The 16030-nt window shown below is 58.6% G+C and carries 15 protein-coding genes and 3 tRNA genes; 8 read left to right on the top strand and 10 right to left on the bottom strand.

Annotation, left to right across the window (positions count from 1 at the left end; all coding sequences use genetic code 11):
- The first annotated feature begins 254 nt into the window (after positions 1–254).
- The 3 genes from NOR97_RS08235 to NOR97_RS08245 all read left to right on the top strand — a co-directional run bounded on the left by NOR97_RS08235 (position 255) and on the right by NOR97_RS08245 (position 2874).
- On the top strand, positions 255–953 hold the full coding sequence (locus tag NOR97_RS08235; protein ID WP_152458104.1) for a B12-binding domain-containing protein: 699 nt from the start codon (positions 255–257) through the stop codon (positions 951–953).
- Positions 954–1099: 146 nt separating this feature from the next.
- Positions 1100–2137 carry a Hint domain-containing protein gene (locus tag NOR97_RS08240; protein ID WP_257598791.1) on the top strand — a complete coding sequence of 346 codons (1038 nt, stop codon included), beginning with the start codon at positions 1100–1102 and terminating at the stop codon, positions 2135–2137.
- A gap of 77 nt (positions 2138–2214) precedes the next feature.
- A complete protein-coding gene (locus NOR97_RS08245) occupies positions 2215–2874 on the top strand; it encodes a DUF1638 domain-containing protein (RefSeq protein WP_257598792.1) in 660 nt (219 codons plus the stop codon).
- Between the two features lie 2 nt (positions 2875–2876).
- Here NOR97_RS08245 and NOR97_RS08250 read toward each other — a convergent pair whose 3' ends face one another.
- Positions 2877–3287: a SufE family protein gene (locus NOR97_RS08250; protein ID WP_170344138.1), complete on the bottom strand. Its 411-nt coding sequence runs from the start codon at positions 3285–3287 to the stop codon at positions 2877–2879.
- Between the two features lie 139 nt (positions 3288–3426).
- Between NOR97_RS08250 and NOR97_RS08255 the strand changes: the two genes are divergently transcribed.
- Positions 3427–3957: a hypothetical protein gene (locus NOR97_RS08255; protein WP_170344137.1), complete on the top strand. Its 531-nt coding sequence runs from the start codon at positions 3427–3429 to the stop codon at positions 3955–3957.
- 6 nt (positions 3958–3963) lie between these two features.
- Here NOR97_RS08255 and rnd read toward each other — a convergent pair whose 3' ends face one another.
- From rnd to purM, 3 genes are all read right to left on the bottom strand, one after another.
- Positions 3964–5121 (bottom strand): ribonuclease D, encoded by a 1158-nt coding sequence (rnd, locus tag NOR97_RS08260; RefSeq protein WP_257598793.1) that lies wholly within the window; start codon positions 5119–5121, stop codon positions 3964–3966.
- A 114-nt stretch (positions 5122–5235) separates the two neighbouring features.
- A complete protein-coding gene (gene purN / locus NOR97_RS08265) occupies positions 5236–5832 on the bottom strand; it encodes a phosphoribosylglycinamide formyltransferase (RefSeq protein WP_170344135.1) in 597 nt (198 codons plus the stop codon).
- Positions 5829–6875 (bottom strand): phosphoribosylformylglycinamidine cyclo-ligase, encoded by a 1047-nt coding sequence (gene purM, locus NOR97_RS08270; protein WP_257598794.1) that lies wholly within the window; start codon positions 6873–6875, stop codon positions 5829–5831. The genes purN and purM overlap by 4 nt, the downstream gene beginning before the upstream one ends.
- A 107-nt stretch (positions 6876–6982) precedes the next feature.
- Between purM and NOR97_RS08275 the strand changes: the two genes are divergently transcribed.
- Positions 6983–7059, top strand: a tRNA-Ile gene (locus NOR97_RS08275).
- Between the two features lie 52 nt (positions 7060–7111).
- Here the strand turns inward: NOR97_RS08275 and NOR97_RS08280 are convergent.
- On the bottom strand, positions 7112–7669 hold the full coding sequence (locus NOR97_RS08280) for a hypothetical protein (RefSeq protein WP_170344133.1): 558 nt from the start codon (positions 7667–7669) through the stop codon (positions 7112–7114).
- Between the two features lie 98 nt (positions 7670–7767).
- The gene (locus NOR97_RS08285) at positions 7768–9087 is read right to left on the bottom strand and encodes an ATP-binding protein (protein ID WP_257598795.1); all 1320 of its coding nucleotides are present in this window, start codon (positions 9085–9087) and stop codon (positions 7768–7770) included.
- Between the two features lie 44 nt (positions 9088–9131).
- Between NOR97_RS08285 and NOR97_RS08290 the strand changes: the two genes are divergently transcribed.
- From NOR97_RS08290 to NOR97_RS08300, 3 genes are all read left to right on the top strand, one after another.
- A complete protein-coding gene (locus NOR97_RS08290) occupies positions 9132–10046 on the top strand; it encodes an MBL fold metallo-hydrolase (protein ID WP_257598796.1) in 915 nt (304 codons plus the stop codon).
- A 76-nt stretch (positions 10047–10122) separates the two neighbouring features.
- Positions 10123–10197 (top strand) — tRNA-Asn (locus NOR97_RS08295).
- Between the two features lie 127 nt (positions 10198–10324).
- Positions 10325–10399: transfer RNA gene (locus NOR97_RS08300), tRNA-Asn, on the top strand.
- 21 nt (positions 10400–10420) lie between these two features.
- On the opposite strand, the gene NOR97_RS08305 is transcribed toward NOR97_RS08300, so the two are convergent.
- The 4 genes from NOR97_RS08305 to zwf all read right to left on the bottom strand — a co-directional run bounded on the left by NOR97_RS08305 (position 10421) and on the right by zwf (position 15958).
- Positions 10421–12040, bottom strand: coding sequence for a long-chain-fatty-acid--CoA ligase (locus NOR97_RS08305; RefSeq protein ID WP_257598797.1), 1620 nt, complete (start codon positions 12038–12040; stop codon positions 10421–10423).
- A gap of 186 nt (positions 12041–12226) precedes the next feature.
- Positions 12227–13831: a glucose-6-phosphate isomerase gene (gene pgi, locus NOR97_RS08310; protein WP_257598798.1), complete on the bottom strand. Its 1605-nt coding sequence runs from the start codon at positions 13829–13831 to the stop codon at positions 12227–12229.
- A 4-nt stretch (positions 13832–13835) separates the two neighbouring features.
- Complete coding sequence (pgl, locus tag NOR97_RS08315; protein ID WP_257598799.1) at positions 13836–14507, bottom strand: 6-phosphogluconolactonase; 672 nt, start codon at positions 14505–14507, stop codon at positions 13836–13838.
- Positions 14504–15958 (bottom strand): glucose-6-phosphate dehydrogenase, encoded by a 1455-nt coding sequence (gene zwf, locus NOR97_RS08320; protein WP_257598800.1) that lies wholly within the window; start codon positions 15956–15958, stop codon positions 14504–14506. The genes pgl and zwf overlap by 4 nt, the downstream gene beginning before the upstream one ends.
- Positions 15959–16030 lie beyond the last annotated feature (72 nt).

Consider the following 16030-nt stretch of genomic DNA (forward strand, 5'->3'; position numbering starts at 1 on the left):
TTTGTTCCCTCCCGAACATAGAGGGGGCGCCAATTTGGCGCAAGCCCCGCCAAATCACCAACGGATTGAAGCGAGTTGAAAACTCCGCAGGATGATCTTGCAGACTTTTCTATCGAGCCCCCGCTTTTTTTGTCTTATAGGTCGGTCCCGAAACGACCGACGTCGCAATCGTCACAGTCAGGATGCGACGTTTTGGCCAAAACGGAAAAAATGCCACCACGGGCCGATTGCCCGCCCAGCACAGGGAACACCCCATGTCCGACGAAGAAGACATCGTCCTGTCCGAACTGAATGATGACGAACTGGTCGAGCAGATGTTCGACGATCTCTACGATGGCCTGAAGGAAGAGATCGAAGAAGGCACCAACATCCTGCTGGAACGCGGATGGACACCTTATGACATCCTGACCAAGGCTCTGGTTGGCGGTATGACCATCGTGGGCCATGACTTCCGCGACGGCATCCTGTTCGTCCCCGAAGTTCTGCTGGCCGCAAACGCGATGAAGGGCGGCATGTCCATTCTCAAGCCGCTGCTGGCCGAAACCGGAGCACCGCGCGTCGGCAAGATGGTCATCGGCACCGTGAAGGGCGACATCCACGACATCGGCAAGAATCTTGTTTCGATGATGATGGAAGGCGCTGGCTTCGAAGTTGTCGATCTGGGCATCAACAACCCGGTCGAAAACTACCTGGAAGCGCTGGAAAACGAACAACCCGACATTCTGGGCATGTCGGCCCTGCTGACCACTACGATGCCTTACATGAAAGTGGTCATCGACACGATGGTCGAACAGGGCGTCCGCGACGATTACATCGTTCTGGTCGGCGGCGCGCCCCTGAATGAAGAGTTCGGCAAGGCCATCGGCGCGGATGCTTATTGCCGCGACGCAGCTGTTGCAGTGGAAACCGCCAAGGAATTCGTGGGCCGCAAGCACAACCAACTGGCTGGCTAAGACCCGGAGAATATTGATTGAAAGGCCGTCCGATCCGGGCGGCCTTTTCGATTCTGAAGCGCTTTGTCACCGGAAGATCCGGATTATCCAATTGTAAATCAAAGCAGGTCTAAAAGAACGAGGCATCCACATCGCAAGGGGGTCTCGTGCCGACTACGTTCACAGCCATCTCGCTCGGCAAGCTAGCCGATATCGACAGTTTCGAAGGCAACAACACAGCTGAAAACGCTTCGGCGCTTGTGGGGAAAACCTTTGGCGGGTCCGACGATCCGCTGGCTCACAACAGCGTCACCTGGAGCGCAGTCGGCAATCCGGGTTCGTACTACAACATGAACAACATGTCGGCCAATGATCGGTTTTCGATCGATGGCGGGCCGCCTCAGACATTCGATGGCACTTCGGTCTACAACGCCACGATCACCTATTTTGACGGATCAACTGCCAGGATTACCGCAGTTGTGGCGCAGGATGTGGATGGCAACACCTATCTGATGCCGGAATTCTCGGACAATTCGGACCAAGCCGCTTTGGAGGCTGGCCCTGTCCGCTCGATCACGCTCAACAGCCTTGCCGGAAACCGGTATTCAGGCCTGACATCCCGCCGTGAGGATTGGGATCTGGTGCCCTGCTTTACCCCCGGAACGATGATCCGCACCGAGCAAGGCGCGCGGCCGATTGATACCCTGTCCGTTGGCGACCGGATCGAAACCCATGATCATGGGCTGCAAACCCTGCGTTGGATGGGGCGACGAACCGTCAAGGCAACGGGTCCGCATGCGCCTGTTCTTTTCAAAGCGGGCGCCATCGGAAACACGCGCGACCTTATGGTGTCACAACAGCACCGCATGCTGATTGGGGATTGGCGTCTCGAGCTGCACACCGGACATAGCGAAGCCCTGGCGCCTGCCAAACATCTCGTGAACGGGTCCGACATCATGCTGCGGCCCGGAGGGTTGGTGACCTACATCCACCTGCTGTTCGATCACCACGAGCTGCTCTGGGCCGAAGATTGCCTGAGCGAGAGCTTTCATCCCGGCGCGCAAATCTGGGACAGTCTCGGTTCCGCCGCACGGCAGGAAATCCAGTCGCTGTTTCCGGAACTGACGTTGAATGGGCTTGCCGCGTACGGCCCGCTGGCCCGGCCCCTGTTGACCGCGTTCGAAGCGCATGCGTCGGCAGCCTGACATGAGATGTCGGATCGGGGCTTGCCCAATGGCCGCAATCATCCTCCTATGGGAACAGCCCCGTAGGATACCAAGTGATGTCAAACGAATCCCTGCCAGATGATGCAAGCCTGACCACGAAAGGTTATGACGATACAGGCAAGGGAAGCATCCTGTTGATTGCCTGCGGCGCTCTTGCGCGCGAAATACTGGACATCAAAACAAGGAATGGCTGGGATCACATGGCTCTGACCTGCCTGCCGGCGATCCTGCACGTTCACCCGGAACGGATCACCCAGGCCGTGGAAGACGCCGTAGCCAGGCATCAAGGCAATTTTGACAAGATCTACATCGTTTACGCCGATTGCGGGACCGGGGGGCTGCTTCAGACCGCCTGCGAAAAACTTGGGGTCGAAATGGTGAAGGGCCCCCATTGCTATTCCTTCTTCGAAGGAAACCAGGCCTTTGAGGACCGCAGAGAAGACGAAACAACCGCTTTCTATCTGACAGATTTCCTGGCCCGGCAATTCGACGCTTTTGTCTGGAAGCCCCTTGGCCTGGACCGCCACCCGGAACTGCGTGACATGTATTTCGGCAATTACACCAAACTTGTCTATCAGGCCCAGATCGACAGCCCAGAGCTGACGGAACGCGCGCGCGAATGCGCAGACCGGATGGGGCTTGAATTCGAACGCCGGTTCACCGGTTACGGCGATCTGGAAAACACGCTGTCGGACTGGGCAAACCGCCCAAAATGAGGTCAGGCGTTCTCCTGTGCGACCTGCCGTATGCGTTCGATCATCGACCGCAGGCCGTTTGAGCGCTGAGCGGACAGGTGATCGTTCAGCCCAAGGCGTGCCAGTTCAGCCCCCGCATCGACTTTGGGAACTTCGGCCACGGGCAAACCGTTGTACAAGGCCCGAAGAACAGCGATCAGGCCACGCACGATCAGTGCGTCGCTGTCACCATCGAACTTGAAAACGCCGGAATCGATCATCGGATGCAGCCAGACCTGACTGGCGCATCCATGCACTTTTGTCGCCGGAACCTTGAATGCGTCGTCCAACGGCTCCATTGCCTTGCCCTGCTCGATGACATGGCGATACCGATCTTCCCAATCCTCGAGAAACTCGAAATCCTCGACAATCTCTTCAAAGGCGGGCGTGGCCATGATGCGGTGATCCTTTGATTGCATTCACAATTGTGACCTAAGCCGGTCGCTGGCCACTGTCCAGCCCCCGCGGTGGCTTTTCAACGCGAAGAAATTGCGCTAACCCATTGCCTGAACTCGTGTGAAAGTCTGTGGGTCCATGCAAAAACCTCTGTCCGTTCTCATCATCGCCACGCTGACCCTGACTGCATGCAGCAGCTGGCGTGACTCTCGGGTGAACCCGTCAAACTGGTTCGGATCCAGCAGATCTGTCGAAGCCGAAACACCGCCCGACCCAAATGCCGCCGACGCGCTGGTTCCGAAGCAAAGCGAAGGTACCGGTCTGTTTTCACGCCCCGATGCCGAAGACACCAGCATTCCAATTGGTCAGATCGACGAATTGCGTATCGACCCGACCCCCTCCGGCGCGATCATCTATGCGTCCGGCACGGCTGTCCGACAGGGGGCGTACAATGCGCGTCTGGTTCCTGTTGAAAAGGAAGAAAACCAGAAGAACGGAACTTTGGAATTTGTGTTCCGCGTGAACTACCCCAGCTATGAGACACCGCAAGGGTCGGAACGTACTCGGATGGTATCGGACGCCATCAATATCTCGAATCAGGAACTGCAAGGTATTCGGCTGGTCCGCGTGGTCGGACAGCAGAACGCACTGGAATCACGGCGCCGGTAAGCGCCGTTACAGGGACACGACCTTGACCGACTGTCCTTTGGCCGCCAGGGCAATCTTGCCTTCGCACAGCTTGAGAGCATCCTCGCCAAAGACCTCGAACCGCCATCCCGACAAGGCTGGAACATCCCGCTCGCCGGCCGCAATCTGATCCAGGTCCGAACTTGTGGCGATCAATTTCGCCGCCACACCTGAACTTTCGGTCTTGGACTTCAGCAGAACCCTCAGCAGGTCAGCCAGCGCCGGATTGACCTTGAGCTTGTCGCGCGAAGTGTCGACCTTGGGCAATTTGTCGGGCGGGCAATTCACGCCACGCTGGACTGCGGCCAGAATACCTTCGGCGATCGCCCCCTTGCGGGCTTCGCGCAACAACAGGCGGGATCCGCCCAAATCCGAATGTGTTTTGGGTTTGGTCGATGCCAGCTCGATCAGCGCGTCGTCTTTGAATACGCGGTTCCGTGGCACGTTGTTTTCCTGCGCATAGGCTTCGCGAAACTGCGCCAATTCCCGCACTACGGCCAGAAACTTGGCCGAGTTCGTACGCGTCTTTACCCGCTTCCATGCGTCCTCAGGGCGGATGTCATATGTGGCAGGCTGTGTCAGCGTCCGCAATTCTTCGGCAACCCAATGGCTGCGCTGCGTCTTTTCAAGTTCTGCGGCCAGGTATTCATAGATCCCGCGCAGATGCGTCACGTCTGCCAGAGCATAGTTTTTTTGAGCATCGGTGAGAGGACGCCGGGACCAGTCGGTGAACCGAGAGGTCTTGTCAACGCCTTGTTTGCAGATTTTCCGGACCAGAGTTTCATAGCCAACCTGTTCGCCAAACCCGCACACCATCGCTGCGACCTGTGTGTCAAACAGCGGCTTGGGAAAGACGCCGGCCTCGACCCAGAAAATCTCAAGGTCCTGGCGGGCGGCATGGAACACCTTGACCACGCTTTCGTTCCGGAAAAGATCGTAAAGCGGGTCAAGCGACAAGCCATCGGCAAGCGGATCAACCAGAACAGCGCTGTCTTCATCCTCGGACGGAACCGCCAGCTGCACCAGGCACAGCTTGGAGTAATACGTCCGCTCGCGCAGGAATTCGGTGTCGACCGTAATATAGGGATAGCCTTCGGCGGCCTTGCAGAAATCGGCCAGCTCTTGCGTCGTCGTCAGGGTTTTCATGCGCCGTACTAGTATCGCTCTTGTTTTTGTGCCTGCCCGTTTTTGTCCTCGTCCCGAGCGTTGTCGACGACCATAGGCCGATTATTGCACGGGTGTAAATCACCCACCGAGCGTTCACGGCAACAGGACGGGCGACCTGTTGCCTTCTGCAAAGCGCCGCAGCACCTCGGGGTAGAGTTTGTGTTCCCACACCAGCACCCGCGCAGCCAGCGATTCCGGTGTATCATCGGCTTGGATCGGAACCCGTGCCTGGCCCAGAATCGGGCCGTCATCCAGTGCCGCCGTCACTTCGTGCACCGAGCAGCCGTGTTCGGAATCTCCGGCCTCAATCGCGCGCGCATGAGTGTGTAACCCTTTGTATTTTGGCAATAATGAAGGATGGATATTCAGCATCCGACCTTGAAACCGAGACACGAAATCCGCTGTCAGCACCCGCATGAAACCAGCCAGACAGACAATGTCGGGTTGCGCCTCTTGCAGGGGCTTCAAAAGCTCGGCCTCAAAGGCGGCGCGGTCCCCCTTGAAGGGGCGATGATCAACCACTGCGGTCGGAATGCCACGGTCCGCAGCTTTTTTCAGCCCGCCTGCCTGCGCATCATTGGACAGCACCAAACAGGGCCGCGCCGGATGATCTTTGGTCATGCTGTCAACCAGCGACACCATGTTCGATCCGCCCCCGGAGATCAGGATCGCGACGCGCTTGTGACTCACAGCAGTTTGCCCGAATAAGCAACGCCGGGCGTTTCCGTGACGGTACCGATCCGAGCGACGGTTTCACCGGCATCCGCCAGCAGGGCCGACAGGTCATCCGCCTTGTCTGCGGCGCACACGACGATAAGGCCGATTCCGCAATTGAAGGTCTTGAGCATTTCCGCCTCAACGATACTGCCGGTCTTCGCCATCCAGCCAAAGACAGGGGGCAGATTCCAGCTGTCCAGATCGATCCGGGCCCCCAGCCCTTGGGGCAGCACGCGCGGAAGATTTTCGGTCAACCCACCACCGGTGATATGCGCCAGCGCGTGCACACCACCCGCACGAACCGCTGCCAAAGCCGGTTTCACGTAGAGGCGTGTGGGCGTCAGCAACGCCTCACCCAGGTTGCCCTCACCAAAGGGTGATGGCGCGTCCCAGCCCAGACCGGACAGTTCGACCAGCTTGCGCACAAGCGAATAGCCGTTGGAATGCACCCCGTTCGAGGCCAGACCCAAAAGGACGTCGCCGGCTTGAACGCCCGCGGGCAGTTCTGCGCCGCGTTCCATCGCACCGACCGCAAAACCGGCCAGATCAAAATCGCCATCGGGATACATTCCCGGCATCTCGGCGGTTTCACCACCGATCAGGGCGCAGCCAGACTGCGCACAGCCTTCGGCAATCCCTTCGATGATCCGTGCCGCCGTATCGGTATCCAGCCTGCCGGTCGCGAAATAGTCGAGGAAGAACAGCGGCTCGGCCCCCTGGCAGATCAGGTCATTGACGCACATGGCCACCAGATCGACCCCGACCCCGTCCACGACACCGGTATCAATCGCGATCCGCAGCTTGGTGCCTACACCATCCGTCGCACCGACCAGGATCGGGTCCTGGTACCCGGCAGCCTTCAGATCGAACAGCGCGCCGAATCCACCCAGGCCACTCATCACACCGGGGCGGTTGGTCCGCTTGGCGGCGGGTTTGATCCGATCGACCAGGGCGTTGCCCGCGTCGATATCCACACCTGCATCGGCATAGGTGATTCCGTTTTTACCCGCTGTCATGTTCGATCCCTCAAGAAAGCTTTGCGGGCGGGTTAGTCGATTGTGGCGTTTGTTGCAACGGTCAGGCTTGACGCGGCTGTTCACCGTGATACCCAAGGCGCCGAGGCGGGCCTGTAGCTCAATTGGTTAGAGCAGAGCGCTCATAACGCTTTGGTTGGGGGTTCGAGTCCCTCCGGGCCTACCATTTCGCCGAAACATCCGGGTGGGTTGTTGCCGTCTGGATGTTATGCGCAGGCTTATCCGTCCGAATCTTCCAACCCAAAATAGGCGTCGAGCTCCTCTTGGGTTACTTGCCATTCATAGGAATAGCCGTCGCGCCCACCAAAGCTGTAATCCTCGTAACTGCCGGACAGGCCCGGATCTTGATGCACCGCCTCCAAATACGTCTCGAATTCAGCAGGATCGACCCAGAACGAAGCATCCATGATCATCATGTAATAATCATAGGCGAGAGGCTCATCGAACTTGCCGAAGTCATTCTGCAAATAGTCCAGCATTTCAGCGCAAAATATCGCCATATTGGCACGCACCTGAACCGGAAGAGGTGCCAGATCCTCGTCGCCATCCACCACGTCTTGCTGCGACGCATGCCACAACTCGGATGCCAACGACTCGATCAGGTCGGACCGCAACCATTTCAGACATGTATCGCCTGCCCCGATAAAACCGGTCAGACGCTCCACCCGTCTTTCATCGGTTTCGTCATACCACTGCCAAAGAGGCAGCAGGGCCGCAAGTGTCGCGCACCCGACAAACCCCCTTTCGGCCAATTTCACGAATCCTGCGATAACCATCTTATGCGCCCCCCAAAAAGCAAAAAACTATTGGGACAGGATGCCATGGTCAGACAAATTAACAAAATTGAACCCAATGCGAAGACATAACAGGGGGTCTATCGTCCGATAATAATGTCCGCGCAGAGCCCGCCGAGACGTTCGCTTTTGCCCAGACGCAAAGTACCGCCATGCGCGCGCGCGACATCCGCCACGATCGCAAGGCCCAGGCCCACGCCACTGCCCTTGTTCTGATTGCGTGCCGGGTCGAGTCGCGTGAAAGGCTTTACCGCCTCGGCGCGTTGGTCGGCAGGTATTCCGGGGCCGTCATCCTCAACGCGGATGCGCATCGATTTCGCGTTCAGAAACAGGCTCAGCTCGGCCCGGCTGCCATAGCGCATGGCATTACCAATCAGGTTTTCCACCGCCCGGCGTACAGCCATGGGGCGTATCATGACCGTCCCCTGCCCCTCGACCGCGATCAGCTCTGCCTGATGTCCGGCCCGTTTTGCGTCATCCACGATCTGGCGGAGAAATTCATCCGGCTGGACCTCTTCCGCCGATCCCTCGGCAGCCCCACGCGAAAAATCCAGAAACGCATCCAGCAAGGACTGCATTTCCGTGACATCCTTTTGCAACGGTGCGGCCTCGTCTTCCGGCAACATCGACAGCCCAAGCTTCAGACGCGTCAGCGGGGTGCGCAGATCGTGGCTGACACCCGACAGCATCAACGTCCGCTGCTCGATCTGGCGTTCGATCCGGGACCGCATGTCCAGAAACGCATTTCCCGCCGCGCGCACCTCGATGGCTCCACCGGGTGAATACGGAACGATTCGTCCCCGCCCGAATGCCTGGGCCGCATCAGCAAGGCGCGTGATGGGGCGCAATTGATTCCGCATGTAAAGAAACGAGATCGTCGTCATGATGACCGCAAAGAACACCATGGTGACGATCAATTGATGCGGGGCCGCGGGCGACAACCTGCGCCGATCGAACGTCAATTGCAGCAGCCCCAGATGCGTCTTCAGATAGACCCGCGCCTCTTTGCTGCTGGGCAAAGCCACAGCGTCAAGATTGGGCAATCTGGCATACAGTTCGGATTCGACCTGCGGTGCGATGAAATCATACCATCGCCGCGCGCCGATCTCGGGCTGTTCGTTGACGCCCAGAAACCTGGCCTTTATTTCAAGGGCCTGCAAATCCGGACGAATCGACGCCAGCGCCTGTTGTTGCGTTTCCGCGTCCTCGATCATTGTCGTGATCAGCATCACCTCGCGGGATGCCGCGCGCGTCATCTGGCCGGTGACATCCTCAAGATGCCTTTGAAGGAAAGCGTTTCCCACGACCAGCAACAGCACGATCACAGGTAAAACCAGGATCAGCGCTGCCCGGGCGTAGAGACTGCGAGGCATATAAGGTTTGAGCCAGTGCGAAGACATGCGCTAAACCTAACGGGCTGCCCGGACAAGAGAAAGAGCACAGAATGCAGGCATCAGATGATTTCGATCCGCCCGTCGGCAAGCCAGAGGAACTGCATCCGGGTTTGCGGCGTATTCTGGCTCCGAATCCCTCTCCGATGACCTATCGTGGCACCAACACGTACCTGCTGGGTGATCGCGACCTTGCCGTCATCGATCCAGGCCCCGCAAGCGAGGCACATCTGAACGCAATTCTGGAGTCGTTGGCGCCGGATCAAAGGATCAGCCATATCATTGTCACGCATACGCATGTGGACCATTCCCCCCTGGCGGCTCCGCTGGCGGCGCGCACAGGGGCGACGATTTATGCTTATGGTGGGCCTGCGGCGGGGCGCAGCGCCGTCATGACCGATCTTGCCGCGCAGGGGCTGACCGGCGGCGGCGAAGGCATCGACACCACGTTTCGCCCTGATGTCGAAGTGGTGGATGGTGAGTTTATCAATGGCGACGGGTGGCAGCTTGAGGTCATTCACACTCCGGGCCATCTGGGCAATCACATTGCCCTGGCCTGGCAGAACATCTGTTTCACGGCGGATCATGTCATGGGTTGGGCCAGCTCGTTGGTGTCTCCTCCGGATGGTGATCTGACCGACTTCATGGCTGCCTGCCATCGGCTGCGCGCGCGCGACTGGTCGGTTTTCCACGCCGGCCATGGCGCACCGATCACCAGCCCTGCCGAACGTTTGGACTGGCTGATTGCACATCGCCAGACCCGCGAGGCCCAGATCTTGAGCGCACTGGAAGATGCAGACGGCACGGCACGGCATCTGGCTGAGCGTATCTATACGGATACGCCAGCGGCATTGCTGCCTGCGGCCGAGCGGAATGTTTTCGCTCATCTCGTTGATCTGAATGGAAAAAACAAAGTGGCGCCCATTGGCCCACTGTCAGTTTCATCTGTTTTTCGACGGGTTTGCTAAAACAGCAAAAAATTTTGATGGTTCTCGTACTTAACCACTGGACGTCCGGAATCGGGGTTGCTATATGCGCCTCAGTTCCGGCGTAGCTCAGCGGTAGAGCAGTTGACTGTTAATCAATTGGTCGTAGGTTCGATCCCTACCGCCGGAGCCAAATTCCCCTTTCGTCCAAACCCGCATTGACGTTCAAAATCGCATCGGTTTCTGCCGGATTTTTTCGTTGAAAAACACACGCACCCTCTGGACGTTGGGAAACCGGATTGCTATACGGCGCGAACCGTTCCGGCGTAGCTCAGCGGTAGAGCAGTTGACTGTTAATCAATTGGTCGTAGGTTCGATCCCTACCGCCGGAGCCATTTTTCCAAGATCCGCACGCGCTACCCTGTCAGGGCGTCTCCGAACTCTGCCCGAAGCTTGCGTTTCAATACCTTTCCGGTCGCGCTCAGTGGCAGCGCATCGACAAAGACAACCTTGTCCGGGATCTGCCACTTGGCGATTTTGCCTTCGAAAAAGGCAAGCAAATCCTCTTCGCCGGGCTCTTCACCGTCGGCTTTCACTGCAACCAGCAAGGGGCGTTCATCCCATTTCGGATGCGGAACACCGATCACGGCGGCCGTCGCAAGCTGGGGGTGGGCCACGGCGATGTTTTCCAGCTCGACCGAACTGATCCATTCCCCACCGGATTTGATGATGTCCTTGGATCTGTCGCGAATGGTCATGTAGCCATCCGGGTCCAAAGTGGCCACATCCCCGGTGGCGAACCAGCCATCCTGCAACAAATTCTGATCCTGCAACTGGAAGTAGCTGTCCAGAACCCAGTGGCCCCGCACCAGCAAGTCACCCTGGGTTTCACCGTCATGCGGCAGATCATTCCCATCTTCGTCCACGATTTTCAATTCGACCCCAAAGGGTGGTCTGCCCTGGCTCAGGCGGATCTTGTGCTGTTCTTCCGGCGGCAGCTTCAGGTGTTTGGCCAAGGGATAATTCGTCGTGCCCAGCGGGCTCATCTCGCTCATGCCCCAGGCGTGGACCGTGTCAACGCCATAGGTTTCGCGGAACGTTTCGATCATCGACGGCGGGCACGCGGCGCCGCCGATAACCGTGCGTTCAAGGCTTTTGAGTTCGGTTCCGCATGCCGCGGCATGGGCCAGCAAGCCCTGCCAGATGGTCGGCACACCCATGGCCAAGGTCACGCCATAGGTGTCGATCAGATTGACCAGCGCTTCGCCGTGCAAATCCGGCCCGGGCAACACAAGCCGCGATCCCGACATGGCGCAGGCGTAGGGCGACCCCCAGGCGTTGACGTGGAACATCGGCACAACCGGCATGACAACATCCATCGCTGAATATCCAATCACATCCCGTGTGTTCGATGCAAAACTGTGCAGCAGTGTTGACCGATGGGAATACAACACGCCCTTAGGGTTGCCCGTGGTTCCCGACGTATAGCACAGACCGCAGGCCGTCTTTTCATCCAGCTCAGGCCATTGGAAACCTGCATCCCCGGTCTCCAGCAACTCGTCATAGAACTTCAGATCAGGAACCTGAGCCGCAGCCTCTTCATTGCGCGGCCCCATGAGGACAAAATGCTGAACTTCGGACAAAGCGTCATGCAGCGCGGCGACCAGCGGAACAAAAGTCGCATCAAAGAACAGAACCCTGTCCTGGGCATGATTGATGATAAAGGTCAGCTGCTCGGGGAACAGGCGGGGATTGACCGTGTGACAGACATAGCCGGCACCCGACGTGGCAAAGTAGATCTCAAGATGCCGCCGATTGTTCCAGGCCAGTGTCCCGATCCTGTCCTGCGGTTCCAGCCCCAGATTCGTCAAGGCCGACGCCATCCGTCGGGCATTCACCGCAATCTCGGACCAGTTGGTTTCAGTGACCGTTCCGTCCGTTTCAACCGAAACAATCTCGGTCTGGCCGTGACAGCGGTCTGCGTGATCGATCAGCGACGAAACCAGCAGGGGCTGCGTCATCATCTGTCCTAGCATGGACATCCTCCCGTCCTTGGCGAGACCTTGGATGGCCTCTGCCTTATCCATCTTGCATTGACGGCTTGGGGTGTGACCCGACGCGTCAATACAGTCGTTTCCTACGGAGGAACCCTGCCAATCATTTAATTGTCTGACAATAAAAGAATGCAGCCCAACACGGCCGTGGGCGGCATTTTTTCGCTCTTAGTTTCGGTGTTTCAGCGCATAGGCGACCAATGCGGCTGTTGATCCGTCTTTACCTTCAGCGCTCGCAACACCTTCCACGACAGGACCAAGCGAGTTGGCAAGCTCTTTGCCCAACTCCACCCCCCACTGATCAAAGGAATTGATGCCAAGCAGAACGCCTTCGACAAACACGCGATGCTCGTACAGCGCGATAATCTGCCCCAGAACGAACGGTGTGAGTTTCGGATACATCAGCGTTGTAGAGGGGCGGTTGCCCGGGAACACCCGGTGTCGCGCCTGCCGATCAAGTTCGTCGCCATCAAGGCCTTTCTCCGCCATACGCTCACGGGCTTCATCCAAAGAGCGACCACGCATCAAAGCCTCTGACTGGGCCAGACAGTTGGCCAAAAGCAGGCGGTGATGGTGGGTCAACTCGGGTTCGTGCCCTTCGGCGGCGACCATGAATTCGCAGGGAATGACATCCGTGCCCTGATGGATCAGCTGATAGAACGCATGCTGACCGTTGGTGCCCGGCTCACCCCAGACCACTGGCCCCGAAGGGACGGCCAGCGAAGATCCGTCCATCGCGACGGATTTGCCGTTCGATTCCATTTCCAACTGCTGGAGATATGCGGGCAGACGCAACAGACGCTGATCATAGGGCAGCACGGCCCGGCTGGTGCAACCCAGAACCTGACGGTGCCATATACCGACGAGCGCCAGCATCACAGGCATGTTTTCAACCCAATCCGCCGAGCGGAAATGCAGATCCATCGCCTGCCCGCCCCGCAGAAACGCATCAAATGCATTCGAACCGACGGCAATCATGACCGGCAATCCGACCGGCCCCCAGACCGAATAGCGCCCGCCCACCCAATCGGCGAAACCAAAAACATGCGCCTCGGGAATGCCGAAGGCCTGCGTCTTGTCCAGCGCGCTGGATACGGCCGCAAACTGGCGGGACGGATCACCTCCGCCTTCGGACATCCAGGCGCGGGCCGTTCGCGCATTGGTCATCGTTTCGATCGTGGTGAATGTCTTCGACGCGACAATCACCAGCGTCCGTGTCGGGTCCAGCTGGCGCAACGTATCAGCGATATGGGCCCCATCCACGTTCGAGACGTAGTGCACCCGCGGACCATCGTGATAAGGGGCCAGTGCGTGCGTGGCCATCACCGGGCCAAGGTCGGATCCCCCGATGCCGATATTCACCACGTCGGTGAAACTGCCCCCTGCCCCTGCAATGGCGCCGCCACGCACCTCCTCGGCAAAGACGCGCATCCGTTGCAGCGTGTCCAGAACCCCGGGCATGACATCCTGACCGTCCACCTCGACGGGCCCGCCATCCAGGTTGCGCAGGGCGGTGTGCAGCACCGCGCGCCCTTCGGTTTCGTTGATCTTTTTCCCGGCAAACATGGCGTCGCGCCGCGTCGCTAGCCCGGCATCTTCGCACAATTGCAGCAGCGCCGCGCGCACGTCTTCATCGATCTGCGTTTTCGAATAATCGAACAGCATATCCCCTGTTGAGGCTGAAAACGACCCGGCCCGGCTTGCATCCTTTGCGAACAAATCGACGATACGGCGGTCAGCCGCTGCAAGCGCCTTCAAAGCATTCAGATGCATTGCCTCACTCCGCCCAATGAACCGTCATGCCACTGAGAACGGCGGCGATCGGTGCTTCTTCCGGCGGCATCGACATGGCCTTTTCCAAAACGTCTCGTTTTGCCTGCCCGTAGATGACCAAGTGTTTCGACAAAGCCCCGTCCAGAACAGGGGCCGTCAAAGAAATCCGGGGCTCTGGCTGAACATCGGTCCGGGCAACGATCAGGGTCGGCGCCTGGCTGTCGAGGGCCTTATCCAGCCCGTCCATTCCGGGGAACAATGAGGCCGTGTGCATGTCTTCGCCCATCCCGAGGACCAGAACCGACAATGGCAGTACCGGCGCGATCAGCGATTCAACCTCTGGCAAAGCCGCTTCAGGCTCTGCGCCCGGTACATAGAGTGGAATGTACTGCGCCACGGATGCCCGGTTGGTCAGCAGTCTCTCCCGGATCAGCCGTTCGTTCGAACGTTCGTGATCAGCCGGTACGCAGCGCTCATCCGTAGGCAGAACGCGCACGCGGTCCCACTCGAGATCAGCGGCGCACAGACTGTCAAAAATCGGCCCCGGTGTTGTCCCGCCGGGGACAGCCAACGCAACCGTGTCGTTGTGCAACAAAGCGGTCTCAAGCTCACCCGCCAACGCGTTTGCCACATCGATGGCAAGCATTTCCCGATCGGCATATTCCTGAATGTTCATGGCTTTATTCCTTGCCAGCGGCGACCATCGCGTTTCATCAGCAGCTCGGCGTCGCCCGGTCCGGTGCTGCCGCTGTCATAAGGTTTGGGCACGTCCCCACGCGCCAGCCATCCGGCGATGATCGGATCAGTCCAGGCCCATGCGGCCTCGACCTCGTCCCCACGCATGAACAGCGTCTGGTTGCCCCGGATCACGTCCATGACGAGGCGTTCGTAAGCATCTGGCGGGTCTTGATTCTCGGGCCCCAGCGCTTCGGCAAAACTCATGTCCAAAGGCACGTCGATCAACCGCATCCCGCCCGGCCCCGGTTCCTTGATCGTCACTTTAAGTGTGATTCCCTCATTGGGTTGCAACCGGATCGACAGTGCATTGGCGTGACGCCCGGCTTCTTCCCCGAAAATCGAATGCGGTGCGTCCTTGAACATCACATTGATAATCGAAGATCGCGCCACCAGCCGTTTACCCGTACGCAAATAAAACGGCGTACCCGCCCATCGCCAATTGCTGACATGCGCCTTCAACGCCACGTAGCTTTCGGTGGTCGAGCGTGGATTGCCGACACATTCGCGGTATCCCGGCCCGTCCGGCCCTGCCGAAAACTGGCCGCGCACGATGTGATGCGGTTCCACCGGATCAAGCGCCCGGATCACCTTGAGCTTTTCATCCCGCACCGCGTCCGGATCGAACTTTGCCGGGGGTTCCATTGCAATCAGACACAGCAGCTGCATCAGGTGGTTCTGCACCATGTCCCGCATCGCACCCGCGCGCTCATAGTATTCTTCGCGCCCTTCGATACCGACGGTTTCCGCAACCGTGATCTGGATGTGGTCGACATACTGGCTGTTCCACAGCGGTTCGAACAGCATATTGCCAAACCGCACAGCCATCAGGTTCTGGACGGTTTCCTTGCCCAGGTAATGATCGATCCGGTAAATCTGGCTTTCATCAAAATGCGCAGCCAGTGTGGCATTCAGCTCTCGCGCGCTGTTCAGGTCATGCCCGAACGGCTTTTCCACCACGATGCGCGTATCTTCGGTTGCCAGATCATAGGCCCGGACCCGCTCGGCCAGGGGGCCGAACAGACTGGGGCCGACCGAGAAATAGAACGCGCGCACACGGTTGGGTGACAGTTTTTCACCCAGCAGATCCCATCCTTCGGTTGATACTGCATCCAGCGGGACATAGTCGACCCGCTGTAGAAAACGCGACACCCCCTGGGACTCCGAAGCGCAGACCGCAGCATGCCGGTGAAGCGATTCTGCGACCATCCGTCGGAAATCTTCCGCGGAATGGCCCGCGCGCGCGGCGGCGATAATCCTTGCATCCTCATGCCATTGCCCGGCGCAAAAGCGACGGTAAAGCGCAGGCAGGATCTTGCGCTGCGCCAGATCGCCGGTGCCGCCGAAAATGATCAGATCAAAGGGATCAACTGGTATGACGCGTGAAACCATGAGTTGTCCTTACCTCGCCCCTTCCGGCATGTCCAATGTTAGCGCAACCATTCGGCAAGAAATCACTCTGTT

Origin of the sequence: Ruegeria sp. YS9 (genome assembly GCF_024628725.1) — a bacterium.
Classification (GTDB): domain Bacteria; phylum Pseudomonadota; class Alphaproteobacteria; order Rhodobacterales; family Rhodobacteraceae; genus Ruegeria; species Ruegeria atlantica_C.

Bases quoted from the DNA above. Each gene is read 5' to 3' on its own strand.
- NOR97_RS08235 (WP_152458104.1), top strand. From the start codon at position 255: ATGTCCGACGAAGAAGACATCGTCCTGTCCGAACTGAATGATGACGAA.
- NOR97_RS08245 (WP_257598792.1), top strand. From the start codon at position 2,215: ATGTCAAACGAATCCCTGCCAGATGATGCAAGCCTGACCACGAAAGGT.
- NOR97_RS08250 (WP_170344138.1), bottom strand. From the start codon at position 3,287: ATGGCCACGCCCGCCTTTGAAGAGATTGTCGAGGATTTCGAGTTTCTC.
- NOR97_RS08255 (WP_170344137.1), top strand. From the start codon at position 3,427: ATGCAAAAACCTCTGTCCGTTCTCATCATCGCCACGCTGACCCTGACT.
- rnd (WP_257598793.1), bottom strand. From the start codon at position 5,121: ATGAAAACCCTGACGACGACGCAAGAGCTGGCCGATTTCTGCAAGGCC.
- purM (WP_257598794.1), bottom strand. From the start codon at position 6,875: ATGACAGCGGGTAAAAACGGAATCACCTATGCCGATGCAGGTGTGGAT.
- NOR97_RS08280 (WP_170344133.1), bottom strand. From the start codon at position 7,669: ATGGTTATCGCAGGATTCGTGAAATTGGCCGAAAGGGGGTTTGTCGGG.
- NOR97_RS08285 (WP_257598795.1), bottom strand. From the start codon at position 9,087: ATGTCTTCGCACTGGCTCAAACCTTATATGCCTCGCAGTCTCTACGCC.
- NOR97_RS08290 (WP_257598796.1), top strand. From the start codon at position 9,132: ATGCAGGCATCAGATGATTTCGATCCGCCCGTCGGCAAGCCAGAGGAA.
- NOR97_RS08305 (WP_257598797.1), bottom strand. From the start codon at position 12,040: ATGCTAGGACAGATGATGACGCAGCCCCTGCTGGTTTCGTCGCTGATC.
- pgi (WP_257598798.1), bottom strand. From the start codon at position 13,831: ATGCATCTGAATGCTTTGAAGGCGCTTGCAGCGGCTGACCGCCGTATC.
- pgl (WP_257598799.1), bottom strand. From the start codon at position 14,507: ATGAACATTCAGGAATATGCCGATCGGGAAATGCTTGCCATCGATGTG.
- zwf (WP_257598800.1), bottom strand. From the start codon at position 15,958: ATGGTTTCACGCGTCATACCAGTTGATCCCTTTGATCTGATCATTTTC.